Below are 18,187 nucleotides of genomic sequence, written 5' to 3' on the forward strand. Positions count from 1 at the left end.
GCGCGAGGGCTGGACGACTGCTCCGATCACCATTGTTCGCGGGTGCGCTCCTGGTCGACGACGGCGCGCAGGTCGGACAGTCGGCGCATCCCGGCCAGCGGTTGCGCCATACGGGTGTTGTGCCGGATGCGCGGTTCCACGCGGTCGAGGAAGGCCCAGTATCCGGCGGTGAAGGGGCAGGCGTCCTCGCCCAGCCGCACCTTGGGATCGAAGACGCACCCACCGCAGTAGTCGGACATCTTGTCGATGTACGCACCGCCCGAGGCGTAGGGCTTCGTCGCGACGATGCCGCCGTCCGCGTGCTGCGACATGCCGATGACGTTCGCGGGCATCACCCAGGGGGTGCCGTCGACGAACATGTCGATGAACCAGTCGTTGAGTGCGACCGGGTCGTACCCGTGCTGCATGGCCCAGTTGCCGAGCACCATGAGCCGCTGGATGTGATGCGCCCAACCGTGGCGACGCATCCCGTCGATCGTCTCGCGGAGGCAGTTGGACCGGATGGCGGCGGCGTCGAGTTCGCGGAACTGACGTGGGAGCGGCTCGTGTGCTCCGAGGGCGTTGTGACTCGTCCGGTACGGCTCACCGAGGTGCCAGTAGAGATGCCAGACGTAGTCCCGCCAGCCGATGATCTGGCGGGTGAAGCCCTCGACGCTCGACAGTGGTGCGCGACCGGCGTGGTACTCGGCGACCACGGTCTCGACGGCGTCGCGCGGGTCGAGCAGGCCGAGGTTGAGCGGCGCGCTCAGCAGGGAGTGCGCCATCGTCCAGTCGCCGCCGAGCATGGCGTCCTCGAACGGGCCGAAGTCGCCGAGCCTGGTCTCGATGAAGTCCGCCAGCGCCGCCTCCGCCTCGGCCGCCGTGGCCGCGAAGCGCCGGGGCCCGTCGTCGCCGACCAGCTGCACCAGTCCGTCGCGCTGCCACCGGTCGAGGTCCTCCCGGACCTGCGCGTCGATGTCGTCCTCGTCAGGCCAGAGCGGCTCGGGCAGACCGAGCCGGGCGGCTCCCTTCGGCGGCGGGTTGCGGTTGTCGTGGTCGTAGTTCCAGCGGCCGCCCTCCGGCTGGTCGCCGCGCATGAGGATCCCGGTCCGCTCCCGCACCGTGCGGTAGAAGTCCTCCAGGAGGAGCCGCTTGCCGTCCCGCGTCGACGCCCAGGCCGCGAAGTCCGGCTCCGAGGTCACGAAGCCGCGGCTCGGGAGCACCCGGAGGCCGCGCTCACGGACGAAGCGCCGAGCCGTCCACGAGGGCGGGTCGATCACCTCGAGGTCGGCGCCGACCTCGACGACCTCCTCGTAGCGGTCGACCTGGTGGAACTCCGCCCGGTCGCCGAGTTCCGCCGCACGATGTCGGATGGCCGAGAGGAAGAGGTGCGCCTTCGCCCGGTGCATCGGTCGCTTCGCGAAGGTGGACGTCGATTCGATGAGCAGGATCGGTCCGCCGTCGTCGAACGCCGGACCGAGCTGGCCGGTGAGGATCCATCGCCGACGAGGAGTCGCATCAGCGTCGTGCTCGGCGGCGCGCCGACCGGTGGTGTCCATCGCCTCAGCGTACGTGGGGGCGACGGACACCAGCGGGGGCTTGCTCAGCTTGGTCCGATGATGCTGCTCGGTTCGGTTCGGCGGTGCGCTGCCCGGCCCACAGGGCTCAGAGCGTGGCGGCGAACGGGTCCCAGTCCTCGGCGACGAGCGGGACCGGCGCGACCCGGCTCGCCACGTCGACGGTCTGGCCGGACACCACGGACTCGTCGATCGAGACGAGCGTGTCGAGCACGTGGTAACCGAGGGCACCCGAGGCGAGCGGTGTGCCGCCGGAACGGATCGCCCGGGCGAGGTCGAGGACCCCGGTCCCGCGGCCGGCGAGGACACCCTCGGTCGGCACGACCTCCCACTCCGGGTCCTGCTGCATCCGCTCGATGGGCGCCGCGCGGGTGATCCGCACCTCGCCCGTGAACATGTTCGGGTCGGGGATCACGAGCGTCCCCTCGGTGCCGGTGATCTCGACGACGCCCATCTTCGCGAGCGGTGACTCGAAACTGAAGACGCTCTGGCTCACGCCGCCTTCCACGAAGCGGGCGATGGCGCTGACGTGCGTCGGCACCTCGACGGCGAACTCGGTGCCGACGCGGTCGCCCTGCTGGATCGTCCGCGTCGCACGCCCGCGGGAGCCGGCCGCCGACACCGAGGCGACCGAACCGAACACCTGCACGAGCGTCGTGAGGTAGTACGGCCCCATGTCGAAGAGCGGCCCGCCACCCTTCGCGAACAGGAACTCCGGGTTCGGGTGGAAGATGTCCGGCCCGGCGTACTGCATGACGGTCTGGGCGGTGAGCGGCTGACCGATGTCGCCGCGGGCGATGGCGCGACGCGCGGACTGGACGCCCGGGCCGAGCACCGTGTCCGGCGCGATGCCGACGAGGAGTCCTGCGGCGTCGGCCTGCTCGAGGAGCGCGAGCCCGCTCGCACGGTCGACGCTGATCGGCTTCTCCGTCCACACGTGCTTCCCGGCGGCGAGCACCTGTGACGCGACCTGCGCGTGGACGGCGGGGATCGTGAGGTTCACGACGAGCTCGACGTCCGGGTGCGCGAGGACGTCGTCGGCGGTCCCCCACTCGCCGACGCCCCACTTCTCGGCCTGGGCCTTCGCGCGGTCGACGTCGAGGTCGCCGAGGATCACGACGCGGACGTCGGGGAACGAGGTCAGGTGCTCGAGGTAGGTGTCGCTGATCATGCCGGTGCCGATGAACCCGACACCGACCGGGCCACTGCCCTGCGGTGCGCGCGCCGTGCCCTGCGCTGCCGCGGCCATCAGCGGACCACCGCTTCGGTCGAGACGAGCTGCTCGGCGACGAGCGCGTCGACGCTCGCCTGGATGCCGTCGAAGATGTCGCCGGCACCGTAGTGGTCGAACTCGATGATCGCGAAGCGTGCCGAAGGGGCCGCTGCGATGGACTCGCGCAGCGGGACCTCGCCCTGCCCGAACGGTCGCTGGTCGAGACTCGTCGGCACGAAGGGTGCGGCGCCCGGTGCGAACGGGTCGGCGGGCAGCAGGCCGTCCTTGATGTGGAGCGCCTGCACGCGGTCGCCGAGGCGGCCGAGCAGCGCGGGGACGTCCTGACCGGCGGTCGCCGCCCAGAACAGGTCGACCTCGAGCGCGACGTCGTCACGCAGCTGATCGGCGAAGACCTCGAACGCGCTGCGTCCGCCGAACGATGCGACGAACTCCTGGGAGTGGTTGTGGTAGCCGACGCGGAGACCGTGGTCGGCGGCGCGCTCCGCTGCGGCGTTCAGGCGGGACGCCGTGTCGGCGACGGCGGCTTCGTCGAGCCAGCGGTCGGGGCTCACGAAGGAGTCGATGACGATCTCGAGGCCGAGTGTGGTCGCGGCGGCGAAGACGTCCTCCTGTGAGGCGACCGGCATGACCTGGTCGCCGAAGCGGATCTCGTCGGAGAGGAGGGTCGCGTGCCCGGTGCGGGCGGCGAGACCGTGGCGGTCGAAGGCCTCACGGAGTTCGGGCGCACGGGAGACGAAGTCGAACGCCTCGACCTCGTGCAGGCCCATGCCGGCGAGCCGGGCGAGGGCGTCGTCGAGGCCCTGGTCGAGGTGCTCCTTGATGCTGTAGAGCTGCACGGAGAGCGCTGGTGCGGTCATGGTGTTGTCGTCCGTTCTGACGCCGTCGTTGGCATCGCTGGTGGTGGAGTGGAGTTGGTGATCGGGGTGCGAGAGGCTGTGACCTGGTTCACCCACGGGTCGCGATCGATCCGGTGATGGTCCCGTCGGCGTTTCGGGTCATGCGGTGTCGGACCGGCAGGATCGTCAGCGCGCCGAGCACGGCGATGACCCCGGCGCCCCAGAACAGGGCCGTGTAGTTGTTGCCGACCGCGCCGAGTCCGAGGAGGAACGCGCCCACCGCGCCGGCGAGCGACTGTGGCAGCGCGTTCGCGATGTTGAGGACGCCGAGGTCCTTCGCCGCGTCGTCGGGGTTCGGCAGGACGTCCACGACGAGGGCGGTGTCGACCGCGACGTACACGCCGTACGCCGCTCCCATGATCGCCTCGACGACGTAGAACATGGGCACCGTCGTGGTGTGGGCGAGCAGGATGAGTCCGACCGCGAACACCGCCGTCGACCCGATGACGAACACCTTGCGGTTGAGCATCCGGTCCGACAGCCAGCCGCCGAGCTTCGCGGTGATGACGAGCGCGATCGTGTAGATCAGCACACCCATGGTCAGGGTGTCGACCGCGCCCTGCTGCGACAGCCCGACCTCCTCCTGCAGGAAGAACAGGCGGAACGCCACGAAGAGGAACGAGGCGAGCGTCAGGAGGAACCGCGAGAGCCAGACCCAGCCGAAGTCGGGGTGCTTGAGCGGGTTCACCCAGAAGGTGAAGAGCAGGCCCTTCCACCCGCCGACGTCCGGACGGGTGGTGATCGCGCGGTCGGGCAGGACGAAGCAGTACAGCCACACGGTGATGAGCGCGAAGACGGCCGGAGCGACGAAGAGCAGCAGCATGTCGGTGACGAACCAGCTGGCCACGAACGCCGCCGCGAGGATGCCGACGTTCTGCATGACTCCGACGTTCGCGGAGACGCTCCCCCGCTGCTCCGGCGGGACCTGGTCGGCGATCGTCGCGAGGAGCGGGCCGAGGATGGCGTTGCCGGTCAGCTGGGCGAGGCACCACCCGGCGATGAGGACCGGGACGTTCGGTGCGAGGGCGACGATGGTGAGCGAGGCGACGAAGCCGATGGCGCCGAGGAACATCCACGGGCGACGGCGACCGAAGCGAGAGAGCGTGAGGTCGGAGAGTCGGCCGATCACCGGGTTCGCGACGAGGGCGAACAGGGCGGCGATGGAGAGGACGTTGCCGTTGACGACCGCCGCCTGATCCCCCGGGACGAGCTGCTGCGTCTTGAGGGCGAGGCTGACGGTGACCGGGGCGAGCAAGGCCACGAACAGACCGAATTGGGCGAGCGCCATCGTGGTGACGACCCGTTTCGACGCCCGTTCCGTTGGCCCCGACGGGCCGGTGACGAGGCTGACGTAGGGGCCGCTCGAAGCACGCTGGCCGGTGGGTTTGGGGCGGCGGGGTGGGTTGGACATCCGAGTTCCTCTCAACGCTGAGCTGCGGACCGGCTCTGGCCCGCGGGTGGTGCTGTCCTGGCAGGATCAGGAAACCGATCACTGCACGGCTTTGAGTATAGGCGCGAAACCCGAGTGGTCAATAGGTTTTCAAGAATCCCGTCGGTGTTGCTGCTGCCGGCGCGGTGCGCTGACGCGAGCGCGGCCCAGCCGCGTGAGCGCGGGTCTCCGGAGGGTCGCGCTCACGCGCCCGGGGCGCGCCCACGCCGATTACGCAGCACTCGCGTCACCGCACCGCGCCGGGCCCCACAGACCCGCGCTCGGGTCAGCGCACCGCGCCGGCGTCACCGACGAGGAGAGCCCAAGCGCGCTCGAGGTCACCGGCCATGTCGATGGAGGGGTCGAGCGTCCACTGCACCTGCAGACCGTCGGCGAGGGCGACCATGACACGCGCCACGTGATCAGGGTCGAGGCCCGCGGCGACCCGCCCGGAGGCCTGGCGATCCCGGACGACGTCGGCGATGCTCCGACGCACCGCTGTGACGTGATCGACGAAGAACCCGCGCACCGGGTGCTCCGCATCACCGGCGGCGGCCGCCATGGTCAGGTACAGCTCGACGAGACCCGGGACATCGCTGTTGTGGCGCATGACCGCGACCAGACCCTCGATCGCGTCCTGCGACCCGGCCGCGGCGAACTCCTCGTAGTCGACGGCGTCGCGCTCCCGCAGGATCGCCGCGAACAGGTGCTCCTTGGATTCGAAGTAGTGCATGAGCCCCGGCAGGCTGACGCCGACCTCACGCGCGACCTCGCGGAGCGACGTGCCGCGGTACCCCTCGCGCGCGAACACCGCGAGCGCGACGCGCAGGATCTCCTCCCGACGCGCGACGCCCTTCGCGTAGGAGCCCCGTGCCGTCATGTGCCGATTGTAGGGCCGCGCGACGACGGCGGCAGGAGGGATTCCCCACCCGCCGTCGACGTCGACACGTCCACAACGCAGGACGGGTCCGGCGCGCCGCCCCGCGATCGCCGCGAGCGCGGCAGACCCGCCGTGATCGTCCTGAGTTGCGAACGTCGAAACCACTGACTCGCAGACCGGGGCCCGCAGCCCGCTTCCCGACTCAGGCGCCGATTGCGACCGCCGTCCACGACACGGGCGGGAGCGTGATCGTCAGGGTGCCGTCGGCGAGCGACGCGCTCTCGTTCGCGACGAGGCCGACGCGCTCGCGGTCGTCGATCGTGTTCTTCGCGTAGACGTCCTCGTCGTGGATGCCGTTCGCCTCGACGATCGAACCGACGCCGAGCGCCGAGACGTCGACGGTCACCGTGATGGCCTCGTCCTGATGACGGTTCACGAGGAACACGGCCGCGGTCCCGGCCTCGGCGTCGTAGGTCGCGACCGAGTCGACGAGCGGTGCGTCGCCGTGGACCTTCGTGGCATAGCTGCCGACCTCGATGCGCGGCGAGAGCACGACACCCGACGCGAGTCGGCTGGTGACCGAGAACGGGAAGAACGTCGTCTGTCGCCAGGCTCCGCCACCCGGCTCGGTCATGATCGGGGCGATGACGTTCACGAGCTGCGCGAGGCTCGCCGACCCGACGCGGTCGCTGTGCTTGAGGAGCGTCATCAGCAGGTTGCCGAACACGACCGCGTCGGCGACCGAGTAGACGTCCTCGATGAGGCGGGGCGCGTAGGCCCACTCCTCGATCGTGCCCTCGATCGCGTTCCACTCGTCGAGGTACCAGACGTTCCACTCGTCGAACGAGAGCTGGATCTGCTTGTCGGAGTGACGCTTGTGCTGCACGTGATCGGCGGCCGCGACGACCGTCCGGATGAAGTACTCCATGTTGAGGGACGACGCGAGGAACGACCCGAGGTCGCCGTCGCGCTCCTGGTAGTACGCGTGACAGGAGATGTAGTCCACCGAGTCGAAGCTGTGCTCGAGGACCGTGCGCTCCCAGTCGCCGAAGGTCGGCATCGAGGAGCTCGACGAACCGCAGACGACGAGTTCGAGCTTCGGGTCGACCATCTTCATCGCCGACGCGGTCCGGGCGGCCAGCTTGCCGTAGTCGTCGGCCGACATCGCGCCGACCTGCCACGGCCCGTCCATCTCGTTGCCGAGACACCACATGCTGATGCCGTAGGGCTCGGGTGCGCCGTTCGCGATCCGCTGGTCGGACAGCGCCGTGCCGCTCGGGTGGTTCGTGTACTCGAGGAGGTCGAGCGCTTCGAGCACCCCGCGCGTACCGAGGTTGACGGCCATCATCATCTCGCTGCCGGTGAGCTTGCACCACTTGGCGAACTCGTCGACGCCGACCTGATTGGTCTCGAGCGAGTGCCAGGCCAGGTCGCGGCGCACGGGGCGGTGCTCGCGCGGCCCGACGCCGTCCTCCCAGCGGTAGCCGGAGACGAAGTTGCCGCCGGGGTAGCGGATGGTGCTCGTGCCGAGCTCCGTGACGAGGTCCACCACATCGCCGCGGAAGCCGTCGGCATCGGCGGTGGGGTGGCCGGGCTCGTAGATGCCGTCGTAGACGCAGCGGCCCAGGTGTTCTACGAACGAGCCGAAGATCCGGCGGTTGACGGGGGCGACCGTGACGTTCGGGTCGATGGCGATGCGTGCGGTGGTCATGCGTGATCCTCTCCGGGGACGTCGTCGTCCAGACTTCTACAACGTTGAAGGTAAACGTTGTAGAAACAGTCTCGTGTGCCGATCGACAGCTGTCAAGACACGTTCGGAGATGGGGATTCAGCTCTGACGGACGAGGGCGTGGTCGACTCACGTCGTACCAATTCGAAGTCCGCGTAGACCCGACGGGGTGGCACGTCGTCGACACCCCCGGCGATCCGCTCGACGAGCAGCGACACGGCGGTCAGGGCGATCTGCTCCCGCCCAGGTGCGATCGTCGACAGCGACGGCAGGGAGTACCGACCCTCGTCGATGTCGTCGAAGCCGATGACCGCGACCTCGTCGGGCATGGCGACGCCTCGTTCACTCAGGACGCGCATGGCTCCGAGCGCCAGGGCGTCGTTGAACGCGACGATGCCGTCGAACGTGACACCCTCGTCGAGCATCGCGCGCATCGCGAGCGCTCCGTCGAAGCGACCCCAGACCGGGACCTCCCGGACGAGCGCCGGATCGAACACCATGCCGGCAGCCTCCAGCGCCGCTCGATACCCGGCGAGACGCAGACTGGCCGAACCGACGATGTCGGCGCGGTGCGCTCCGAAGGCGACGATCCGTGTCCGACCGAGCCCGATCAGATGCTCCGTTGCGGCTCGCGCTCCCTCGGTGTTGCGCATCGTCACGTGGTCGTTCGGCGCATTGAACATGCGCTCACCGAGGAGCACCATCGGGATGGCGACCTCCTCCACGACGGCGAGATCCTCGTCGCCGAGGTGGAGCGCGCTGTAGAGGACACCGTCGACCGCACGGAGTCGCGCACCGCGCAGGAGCTCTGCCTCGCGTGCCCGGTCGCCGCCGCTGAGCTCGATCAGCACCGACAGGCCGAGCTGGTCGGCGGCGTGCATGACGGCGTCGGCGAGTTCGGCGAAGTAGGAGTTCCGGAGGTCGGGGATGATCAGGCTGATGACGCCGGACCGGCCGGAGCGGAGCCCGCGTGCGGAGAGGTTGGGCCGGTAGCCGAGCTCGGCGATCGCGGCGAGCACCCGCTCCTTGGTCGCCTGCTTGATGTGGGGGTAGTCGTTGACGACGTTCGAGACGGTCTTGGCGGACACCCCGGCGAGCTTCGCCACGTCGTGCAGGGTGGTCGCCATGATCCTCCTCGGCGGCGGCATGCCCGGCCGCCCTGTACGCACTCTACAACGTTGAAGGAGCGGCCCTGGATCCGGGCTCGTGAGCGGTGACGGAACCGGTGGACTCCCTCGGGACGACGCGGAAGCCACTGACGATCGCACGCGGTGCCTCCGGCTGCCCGGGCGCGGCGATCCGCTCGATGAGGAGCTCGACGGCGCGCTCGGCGATCTCCTCGCGGCCGATGTCGACGGTGGACAGGGTCGGGAGGGCGTAACGCGTCTCGTCCAGGTCGTCGAAGCCGATGATCGCGACGTCGTCGGGGATGCGGAGACCGGCGTCCTGGAGGACGCGCATGGCGCCGAGGGCCATCGCATCGTTGAAGGCGACGACGCCGTCGAACGGCAGGCCTGCGGCGATGACCTCGCGCATCGCGTTCGCCCCGTCGCTGCGGTGCCAGCTGACGACCGTGCTGACGTAGGCGGGATCGGCGGGGATACCGGCGGCTTCGAGCGCCTCCCGATACCCCTGGAGGCGGAGGGCGGCCGGCCCGAGGGTGTCGTGCGGGTCGGTGCCGAGCGCGACGATGCGGCGTCTGCCCTGCGCGAGCAGGTGTTCGGTCGCCGCGCGGGCGCCGTCGACGTTGGCCATCGTCACGTGGTCGCGGTCGCCGTCGAACAGTTGCTCACCGAGGATCACCATAGGGCCCTCCGGGAGGAGTGCACTGTCGTCGCGGTCGAGGCTGAGCGGGCTGTAGAGGATGCCGTCGACCAGCTGCATGCGCGGCCCACGGAGGATCTCGAGCTCGACGTCGCGACCGCCGGCGACCTGCTCGATGAGCACGGAGAGCCCGCGCGCACGAGCCTGACGCATGACCGCATCCGCGAGCTCCGCGAAGTAGGCGTTGCGGAGGTCCGGGATGATGAGGCTGATCACGCCGGACCGGCCTGAGCGGAGGCTCCGGGCCGAGAGGTTGGGGCGGTAGCCGAGTTCGGCGATCGCGCGCTCGACCTTGGAGCGGGTCGCGTCGCTCACGTGCGGGTAGTCGTTGACGACGTTCGAGACGGTCTTGATCGAGACGCCCGCTCGTGCGGCGACGTCGTGCATCGTGATCGACACGCGTCTCCTCCCCCGGCCGGCTCCCGGCTGTCAGCAGACTACCGCTCCGTCGGGACGGGGTGTGGGGCCGCCAGCGCGGTGCGCTGACGCGAGCGCGGGTCTGTGGCGTGAGCGCGGGCCTCCGGAGGGGCGCGCCCAGGCGGTGGACCCGCGCTCACGCCGATCCGAGCGGTCTGGGGTCAGCGCACCGCGCTGGCGTCACGGCAGCACGCGAACGACGGGCGCTAGACGTCAAGCGACGAGCGACGGACGTCCACTCAATCAGCCGTCGGTGAGCGGGACACGTTTCTTCGGCTCGGTCGACATCCGGTGCAGCAACGGCACGGCGATGATGAGCGCGACACCGGCACCGAGCAGCAGCCCGCCGATCGTGTCGCTCACCCAGTGGGCACCGAGATAGGTCCGCGACAGCATCATCAGCAGCGTGTAGGCGACACCGATCAACCACACCCAGACCCGCGGGAAGATGATCCCGAACGCGACGGCGATGGTCGCCGCGTTCGCACTGTGCCCGGAGGGGAACGAACCGAAGTCGGCGTGGACGAGGATGTCCTCGGGCCGTGACCGACCGACGATGTTCTTGATGATCTGCACTGCTCCGGCGCTCAAGGCGGAGACCAGCGCGAAGTACAGGGCGGCCCATGGACGGCGCAACAGCAGCAGGACGGCGATCCCGAGCAGCGGCACGACGAAGATCGCGACGACCCCGCCTCCGAGCCAGTTCATGACGAGCGCAGCCTGGACGAGCCACGGCGAACGCTCCTCGAGGACCTCCTGCATCCACTCCTCGTCGAACCCGAACGGGGCGTTCGGACCGCGCTGGAAGAGCAGTACGCCGAGCAGGAGGACGAGGACCACGGCGATCGCGCCGCTGATCAACGGCCACCGCCGGGAGACCTTCGCGGCGAGCTTCGGATCAGGCCGGATCGACGCCGGGTCCGGATCCATCGCGAGCGAACCCGACTCGTCGAGGGCTGGCGAGACCGCCTCGTGCACCTCGGGAGCCGGTGCAGCTGCGGGATCGTCGTGGTCGTCGGGTGCCGTCATCGTCCCATCATGCCGTGTCGGGCATGTCTCACGCGCGGGCTTGCGCCGAGAGGATGTCGTGCTGATCGCCGCGCCGATGCGCCACCGGACGCGTGCCGATGGGCAGTGACAACCGACGTCCGGCGAGCACGACCCGCGAGCCTGGCGGGCGATACTGGAGCAGTGACGACCGACGCCCGAACCGCTGCCCTCGCCGACGACGCACGGTGCCCCTGCCTGTCCGGTGAGACGTACGGCGTTTGCTGCGGCCGCCTGCACCGAGGCGAGTCGGCGGCGGCGACCGCGGAGGCGCTCATGCGGTCACGGTTCTCGGCCTTCGCGGTCGGCGACCCGGAGTACCTGTTGCGCACGTGGCATCCGTCGACCAAGCCGGCATCGCTCGAGTTGGACGACTCGCTCCGCTGGTACCGGCTCGACATCGTCGCGACGTCCCGAGGTGGGGTGCTCGACACCGAGGGGATGGTCGAGTTCGTCGCGCACCACAAGGTTCCCGGCGTGCGGGGCTCCGCGGGGAGCCAGCACGAACGGAGTCGGTTCTCGAAGGACACCGGCGCGTGGACGTACGTCGACGGCGTGGACCCCTCAGTCTGACCGGGACCCGCCCGACCGATCCGGCCCCGATGCCGGCGTCAGCGCGGTGCGCCGGCCCGAACCGCCCGGGACCGGCGTCAGCGCGGTGCGGCCACGTGAGCGAGCCCGAACCGGCGCGACCGCGGGTCGCAGCCGTGAGCGCGCCGCTCCGGAGACCCGCGCTCACGCCACAGGCCCGCGCTCACGTCAGCGCACCGCGCTGGCGCAGCCCACCAGGTCAGCCGGCGAGGGCCGGGACCTTCTTCGGCTGCACGATGAACCAGAGCGCACACACCGACACGACCGAGGTCGCGGCCATCACGGCACCCATGGGGATCGCGGTACCGATCCCGAGCACACCGACGATCGGCGAGATGAGCCCCGCGAGACCGAAGTTGAGCGCCCCGAGGAGCGACGCCGCCGTCCCGGCCTCGTGCCCGTGGTTCGCGAGTGCGAGCACCTGCACCGCCGGGAAGCCGAAGCCGCACGACAGGATGAAGAAGAACAGCGGCACCAGCACACCGAACAGCCCGACGTCCGCCATCGTCAGCGCGACGATCGTGACCGCCGAGATGAGCTGCACGATGGTCGTGCACGCGAGGATCCACTGCGGCCCGTACCAGCGCATGAGGCGCGACGAGATCTGCACCCCGGCGACGATGCCGAGCGAGTTCACCGCGAACAGGAGACCGTACTCCTGCGCGTCGAAGTCGTAGACCTCCTGGAAGAGGAACGACGAGCTCGAGAGGTAGGCGAACAGGCCCGAGAAGCTCATGCCGCCGATGAGGGCGACACCGACGAACACGCGGTCGCTGAACACCGAGCGGTAGCGGTCGCGGACGGTGCTGTGGCCGGCGTCGCGACGCCGCGCCGGAGGCAGGGTCTCGACGATCCAGAGCGACACCGCGATGACGACGAACAGTCCGTAGGCGGCCAGGAACACGAAGAGTCCGCGCCAGTCGAGGACGAGGAGGAGCTGCGACCCGATCACGGGGGCGGCGATCGGCGCGAGCCCGTTCACGAGTGCGAGTCGCGACAGCATCCGCACGAGCGGCTTCCCGCCGAAGAGGTCGCGGACCATCGCCATCGCGACCACACCACCGGCCGCCGCACCGGCGCCCTGCAGCACGCGGAACACCATGAGCCATCCGATGTCGGGCGCGAATGCGGCGCCCACCGAGGCCGCGATGTGGATGCTCGTCGCGAGGATGAGCGGGAGACGCCTGCCGACCTTGTCGCTCCAGGGCCCCATGAAGAGCTGGCCCACCGCGAAGCCGATCGTGGTCCCGGTGAGGGTGAGCTGGATGAGGCTGACCGGGACGTCGAGGTCCTGTTCGAGGATCGGGAACGCCGGCAGGTAGAGGTCGATGGTGAACGGCCCGAGTGCGGTGAGCGCGCCGAGCACGAGGATGTAGACGAGGCGCTGCCTGCCCGAGAGCGAGTCGCCGGGGTGGACGACGGTGATTCCTGCGGTGTGCACTGGTGAACGGATTCCTAGCGAGGTGCGGGGGGGTGGAGGGGTGGTCCGAATCGATGTCGAATCGATTCGAGAAGAGGCGTCAAGGCTAGCAGCCGGGGATGCGTTTTCGCGACACCCCAGGACGACCGATCGGCGTCGACCTCGCTCCACAGGCCCTGGGGAGCAGGGTCGTCTCACCGACTCCCAGGCGACCGCCCAGCATCCGTTTCACGACGTTCGCTAGGCTGATCCGGCTGCAGACGAACCGGTCGCGGTCCGCCTGCCTGAAGCCCGATCCACCCCGCACAGACGCCCGATGCAGGCCCCGTAGCCGCCGACGGAAGAGAGCCATGCCAGACCACTCCCGAGCCCCGCTGCCGTTCCAGGTCGACCTCCGCGGAGTCGTCGACCTGCTCAGCCGCCACATCTACTCGGGACCGCGCGTCTACCTCCGCGAGCTCCTGCAGAACGGACGCGACGCCGTCGCAGCCCGTCGCGCCGAGGACCCGACGGCACCTTTCGGCAGACTCCTCATCACCCCGCACGTGCAGCCGTCCGGCTCGGAGGCGGGCTCGCCGTTCCGGTTCCGCGACGACGGTGTCGGGCTCACCCGTGACGAGGCCGCCGAGCTGCTGGCGACGGTCGGCCGCAGCTCCAAGCGCGGCGACCTCGACGAACTCCAGCGCGGCGACTACCTCGGGCGGTTCGGCATCGGTCTGCTGAGCTGCTTCATGGTCGCCGACACCATCACCGTCCGCAGCCGATCGGCTCGTGGCGGTCCGGCCATCGAATGGATCGGCGACGCCGACGGCACGTTCACGATCCGAGAACTGGACGACGCCACGACCGCCGCCATGCCGATCGGCTCCGAGGTCGTCCTCGATCCACGCATCGACGGTCCGCTGCACGACGGCAGTCTGCTCGGACACGGTTCGGTGCTCGGCCTCGCCACGACGTTCGGACGCTTCCTCGACCTCGACGTCGAGGTGGTCGATCCCTCCGCCCCCGACCACCCGGTGCGCATCAACGTCGACCCGGTGTTCCGGACGGCTGAGGCGACGACTCGCGAAGCGCTCCTGGCGTTCGGGGAGGACCTGCTCGGGACGCGCCCGTTCGACGCCGTCGAGATCGTGGTGCCCGGCACCGGCACCCGGGGCACCGCCTTCGTCCTCCCCTCGCCGCCTCCGCCGGGCGCCCGGCAGGCGAGCCGCGTCTACCTCGGCGGCATGCTGCTGAGCGAACAGATCGACGACCTGCTGCCCGAGTGGGCGTTCTTCGTCCGCTGCATCGTCGACACGACGGGGCTCCGCCCGACGGCGTCGCGCGAGCAGCTCGTGCAGGACGACGCGCTGGAGTTCACCCGCGAGGCCATCGGTGCAGCCCTGCGACGGTGGATCCTCGACCTCGCCCGTCAACGGCCGCACCGACTCCAGGAGTTCATCGGCGTCCACCAGCTCGGCATCAAGGCGATCGCCGCGCACGACGACGACCTCGCGAGCGCCGTGGTCCGGTGGCTCCCGATCGAGACCTCCGCCGGCACGACGACCATCGACGAACATCTGTCGCAGACCGGCGTCATCCGGTACACGGCGTCCCGCGACGAGTTCCGTCAGATCGCCGCGGTCGTCGACCCGGCCTCACCGATCGTCAACGGCGGGTACGTGTACGACCAGGAGATCCTGGAACGGCTGCCCCACCTGATCGACGGCGTGCGGGTCGAACGGGTGACGGTGGCCGACGAGCTCGACAACCTCGAGCCGCCCCACCTGGACGACCTCGCCGCGACGACGGCACTCGAGGACCGCGCCAGTCGTGTGCTCGCCGAGGTGGAGTGCCGGGTCTCGGTTCGCCGGTACCGGCCGGACGACCTCGCCGCGCTGTACGTCGCCGACCCGTCCGTGCTCCGACGGCTCGAGCGGCACCGGGCCGCCTCGGTCGCGCCGGGTATCTGGTCGCAGGTCGTCGGGGCCGTCGACTCCTTCCTCGCCGACGCCGGCCCGGGAGGTGCTGAGGCCGACACCGCCGCCCGGCTCTGCCTCAACTGGAACGCGGCGCTCGTCCGCCGCTTGGCGACCCTCGACGACGACCTCGTGTTCGAGCGCAGCATCCAACTGCTCTACGTCCAGGCGCTCCTCGCCGGGCACCGCCCCCTCGAAGCACGCGACCGCCGCATGCTCGACGCAGCCATGACCGACCTGATCGGCCTCAGTGTCGGTCTCGACGACAAGGAACTCCGATGACCGACACCACCGCCACCCCCGTGAACGACATCGATCCCGACGCGAGCGTCCAGGACCTCCTCGAGGAGGCCGACACCCTGCCGTGTGGTCCCGCCGAGCGAGCCCTGCTCGACGAGGCGCTCCGGCGAGCCGAGGCCGCCGGCGACGAGGAGGCCGCGTACGCGACCCGCATGCGGTTGACCCAGTCGGCGCACATGACGGGCGACACCGACGCCATGTTCAGCTCTTTCGGCTGGTGCGTCGGCAAGCACGATGCAGACCCGGAGCGCTTCCCGATCACGGTCGACGGCTGCGACCTGCTGTTCCAGTACAAGTGGATGGCCGGCCGGCTGTCGACGAACCCGACCTTCTCGCTCGCGCAGATCGAGGCCATGCACGAGGACATGCGCGCGCGGTACGCGGCAGCGGGCGCCACGATGAGCGGCGTGGTGCAGTCGCAGTTCCACATCGCGACGGTGACCGGTCGCCTCGACGAGGCCGCCGCGTTCCTGGAACGCCGCTCGACCATCGAGGACGACCGGTACAGCCACTGCGAAGCGTGCGTGCGCAATGAGGACGCCTGGTTCCACCAGCTCCGCGGGCACGACGACGACGCGATCCGGATCTACGACGAGATGTTCGAGAACCGCATGAGCTGTGGCGAGGAACCGGAGACGAGCGAGGCACAGGCGCTCCTCCCCTACCTCCGCGCCGGCCGGTTCGACGACGCCAAGGCGGCGCACCAGCGCAGCTACCGGGTCGCCCGTTCCAACGCCGACGGATTCGGCATCATCGCCGACCACCTCGTGTTCTGCGCCGTCACGGGCAACGAGGCGCGCGGCCTGGCGATGCTCGAACGCCACCTGCCGACCCTCGTCAACGATCCCATCAACCTGTCCGGGCACGCCGACGGGCTCATCGCGGTCGGCGTCCTGCTGGATGCCGTCGCCCGAGCCGGTCACGGCGATCTGCCCGTCCGCGGCGCCGACGCCCCGGACCTCGTCCGGTACCTCGGCACCGAGTCGACCGACGCCGCCGACTGGACCGTCACCGCGGTCGCGGCGCGCGCCTGGGCGGCCGCCGAGCACCTGACCCGTGCCTTCGACGAACGCAACGGCAACGGCTTCCGTACCGAGCGACTCGAGGCCGCGCGGGCACTCGCGACCGAACACTGGGACCTCCCGCTGTCGGTCGAGGGGTTCGCAGCCCCGGTCGCCGAACCGGAACCGGCTACCACGGCCGCCGAGTGGCGTGAACGGACCTCCGCACTCCTGCAGAGCGCCGACCCACGCGGTGCGATCGTCGCCGCCGAGCAGGGCCTCGCGCTCCTCGCGGACGCCGCGGATCCCGACGAGAACCTCCGCGCCGGGCTCCTCGGTGCGATCGCGCAGGCAGCGGTCATCGAGGGTGACGACGACCGCGCTGCGACGGCCTGGGCCGACCGCGGTACGGCGCTCCGCGCGGCCGGACGCATCGCGGTCGCCGACGTCGAGGCCCGCTTCGGCGTGGCCCTCCTCGGCACGGCGACCGAGGACCGGCTCACCCTTCTGCTCGCCGAGCTCGACGACGCGCGTCTCGTCCCCGTCGACGCGGACCGGCTCATCCACACGCTCGTCGTCACCGCACGCCATGCGTTCGAGCTGGCGGGAGCGCAGACCGAGCAGGAGTCCGCGGAACGGTTCATGGGGATCGCCGACCGACTCGCGGGTGAGGCCGTGCTCGCCGCCGCGGTCGACGATCCGGGCGAGGCAGGCCCACCGGCCCGCCTCCTGCACGCGCACCTCTTCGCCGTGACCGGCCGGATCGAGGAGGCGGCAGAGCTCCTCGACCCGCTCCTCGAGCCCGGGCAGCGGGCGTCGGTCCGCCTCCCGGCATTGACGCTCCGCACCCGGATGCTCGGCGGGGCAGGGGCCTTCGCCGAGGGGGTCGCGCTCGCCGACGAGCTCGTCGCGCTCCAGACCCTCCTCGGCAACCGGCTCGGCATCATCCAGGCATGCACTCTCTCCGCGGCCCTCCTGAGCGACGCCGACCGGGATCGCGAGGCCGCGGCCCGCATGCAGCTGGCGATCACCCACGCGAAGCGGGCGGAGTACGCCGACCTCGACTCGCTCACGCTCCAACTCGCGCGGTACCTCCAGTTCGCGGGCGATGCCGCCACGGCGCTCGAGCACTACGACGAGGTCTACCAGGCGAAGCGCGAGCACGCCGCGCCGGGTGAGCTCGCCGACCTGCTCGCCAACATGGGCGAGGCCGCGCGCATGATCGGCGAACACGGCATGGCGTACGGCGTGTGGCGCGCCGCGATCGACGACGCCGCGTCCGTGGGGAACGACCAGGTGGTCATCCGCACCGGCTTCGGGTTGAGCACGCTCCTCGTCCAGTTCGAGGACGACGACGCGATCGAGGTCATCGACCAGGCACTCGCCGCCGCTCGCCGTCTGGGCGACCCGCAGCTCCTCGTCCAGGCACTCCAGCGTGCGGCGAGCGCACGGGCGGCCTTCGGCGACGACACCGGGCTGCCGCTCTACTCGGAGGCTCGTGACATCGCCTCGGCGCACGAGGCGGCGTGGCTCGTGGCCGACATCACCGATTCGGAGGCACGCTCGCTCGGTGCGCTCGGACGTGCCGACGAAGCGACGGCGACGGCTCGGCTCGCCGCTGCGGGGTTCGTGGCCGCCGGCGACGAGAACGGCGCGGCGGTGGCCGAGGTGTTCGCGGCGAGGTCGCGGGTCGCCGTCGACGACCACGCCGGTGCCGTCGACCTGTTCCGGTCGGCTCGCGGACGCCTTCCTGCCGGCTCGCCCGACTGGACGACGGTCACGGCCGAGCTCGCGGACGCGTACGCGCGATTGGAGCAGCACACCGATGCGGCACTGCTCCGGGCCGAGATCGAGGAGTGATCGGGACCGTCCTCAGCGCGCCGACGGCACCGCGAGGACGGTCTT

13 protein-coding genes are annotated in these 18,187 nt (G+C 70.4%); 3 read left to right on the plus strand and 10 right to left on the minus strand.

All coding sequences use genetic code 11. The features are described 5' to 3' along the window. Positions 1 to 26: 26 nt before the first annotated feature. The 9 genes from A4X17_RS07105 to A4X17_RS07145 form a co-directional block, all read right to left on the minus strand. A complete protein-coding gene (locus A4X17_RS07105; protein ID WP_064294976.1) occupies positions 27 to 1,538 on the minus strand; it encodes a cryptochrome/photolyase family protein in 1,512 nt (503 codons plus the stop codon). A gap of 106 nt (positions 1,539 to 1,644) precedes the next feature. Further along, complete coding sequence (locus tag A4X17_RS07110) at positions 1,645 to 2,805, minus strand: Gfo/Idh/MocA family protein (protein WP_064294977.1); 1,161 nt, start codon at positions 2,803 to 2,805, stop codon at positions 1,645 to 1,647. After that, on the minus strand, positions 2,805 to 3,647 hold the full coding sequence (locus A4X17_RS07115; protein ID WP_064295020.1) for a sugar phosphate isomerase/epimerase: 843 nt from the start codon (positions 3,645 to 3,647) through the stop codon (positions 2,805 to 2,807). The genes A4X17_RS07110 and A4X17_RS07115 overlap by 1 nt, the downstream gene beginning before the upstream one ends. A gap of 88 nt (positions 3,648 to 3,735) precedes the next feature. After that, on the minus strand, positions 3,736 to 5,097 hold the full coding sequence (locus A4X17_RS07120) for an MFS transporter (protein ID WP_064294978.1): 1,362 nt from the start codon (positions 5,095 to 5,097) through the stop codon (positions 3,736 to 3,738). 304 nt (positions 5,098 to 5,401) lie between these two features. Beyond that, the gene (locus tag A4X17_RS07125) at positions 5,402 to 5,995 is read right to left on the minus strand and encodes a TetR/AcrR family transcriptional regulator (protein ID WP_064294979.1); all 594 of its coding nucleotides are present in this window, start codon (positions 5,993 to 5,995) and stop codon (positions 5,402 to 5,404) included. A 202-nt stretch (positions 5,996 to 6,197) separates the two neighbouring features. Continuing rightward, positions 6,198 to 7,706 (minus strand): alpha-N-arabinofuranosidase, encoded by a 1,509-nt coding sequence (locus tag A4X17_RS07130; RefSeq protein ID WP_064294980.1) that lies wholly within the window; start codon positions 7,704 to 7,706, stop codon positions 6,198 to 6,200. A 92-nt stretch (positions 7,707 to 7,798) separates the two neighbouring features. Then, positions 7,799 to 8,851, minus strand: a complete 1,053-nt coding sequence (locus tag A4X17_RS07135; protein WP_064294981.1) for a LacI family DNA-binding transcriptional regulator — start codon at positions 8,849 to 8,851, stop codon at positions 7,799 to 7,801. A 43-nt stretch (positions 8,852 to 8,894) separates the two neighbouring features. Beyond that, positions 8,895 to 9,947, minus strand: coding sequence for a LacI family DNA-binding transcriptional regulator (locus tag A4X17_RS07140; RefSeq protein WP_064294982.1), 1,053 nt, complete (start codon positions 9,945 to 9,947; stop codon positions 8,895 to 8,897). 261 nt (positions 9,948 to 10,208) lie between these two features. After that, the gene (locus A4X17_RS07145; RefSeq protein WP_231884318.1) at positions 10,209 to 10,994 is read right to left on the minus strand and encodes a phosphatase PAP2 family protein; all 786 of its coding nucleotides are present in this window, start codon (positions 10,992 to 10,994) and stop codon (positions 10,209 to 10,211) included. A 162-nt stretch (positions 10,995 to 11,156) separates the two neighbouring features. Here A4X17_RS07145 and A4X17_RS07150 point away from each other — a divergent pair, with 162 nt between their 5' ends. After that, positions 11,157 to 11,585: a YchJ family protein gene (locus A4X17_RS07150; protein ID WP_064294983.1), complete on the plus strand. Its 429-nt coding sequence runs from the start codon at positions 11,157 to 11,159 to the stop codon at positions 11,583 to 11,585. Positions 11,586 to 11,802: 217 nt separating this feature from the next. Here the strand turns inward: A4X17_RS07150 and A4X17_RS07155 are convergent, their stop codons facing one another. Then, entirely contained in the window at positions 11,803 to 13,044 is a 1,242-nt protein-coding gene (locus A4X17_RS07155; protein WP_231884319.1) for a multidrug effflux MFS transporter, read from the minus strand. Positions 13,045 to 13,373: 329 nt separating this feature from the next. On the opposite strand from A4X17_RS07155, the gene A4X17_RS07160 reads away from it, so the two are divergent. Together A4X17_RS07160 and A4X17_RS07165 are read left to right on the plus strand one after the other, a co-directional pair. Further along, positions 13,374 to 15,263, plus strand: a complete 1,890-nt coding sequence (locus A4X17_RS07160; RefSeq protein ID WP_064294984.1) for an HSP90 family protein — start codon at positions 13,374 to 13,376, stop codon at positions 15,261 to 15,263. After that, positions 15,260 to 18,142: a hypothetical protein gene (locus A4X17_RS07165; RefSeq protein ID WP_064294985.1), complete on the plus strand. Its 2,883-nt coding sequence runs from the start codon at positions 15,260 to 15,262 to the stop codon at positions 18,140 to 18,142. The genes A4X17_RS07160 and A4X17_RS07165 overlap by 4 nt, the downstream gene beginning before the upstream one ends. The last annotated feature ends 45 nt before the right edge of the window (positions 18,143 to 18,187 follow it).

Origin of the sequence: Plantibacter sp. H53 (assembly GCF_001650455.1) — a bacterium.
GTDB classification, from domain to species: domain Bacteria; phylum Actinomycetota; class Actinomycetes; order Actinomycetales; family Microbacteriaceae; genus Plantibacter; species Plantibacter flavus_A.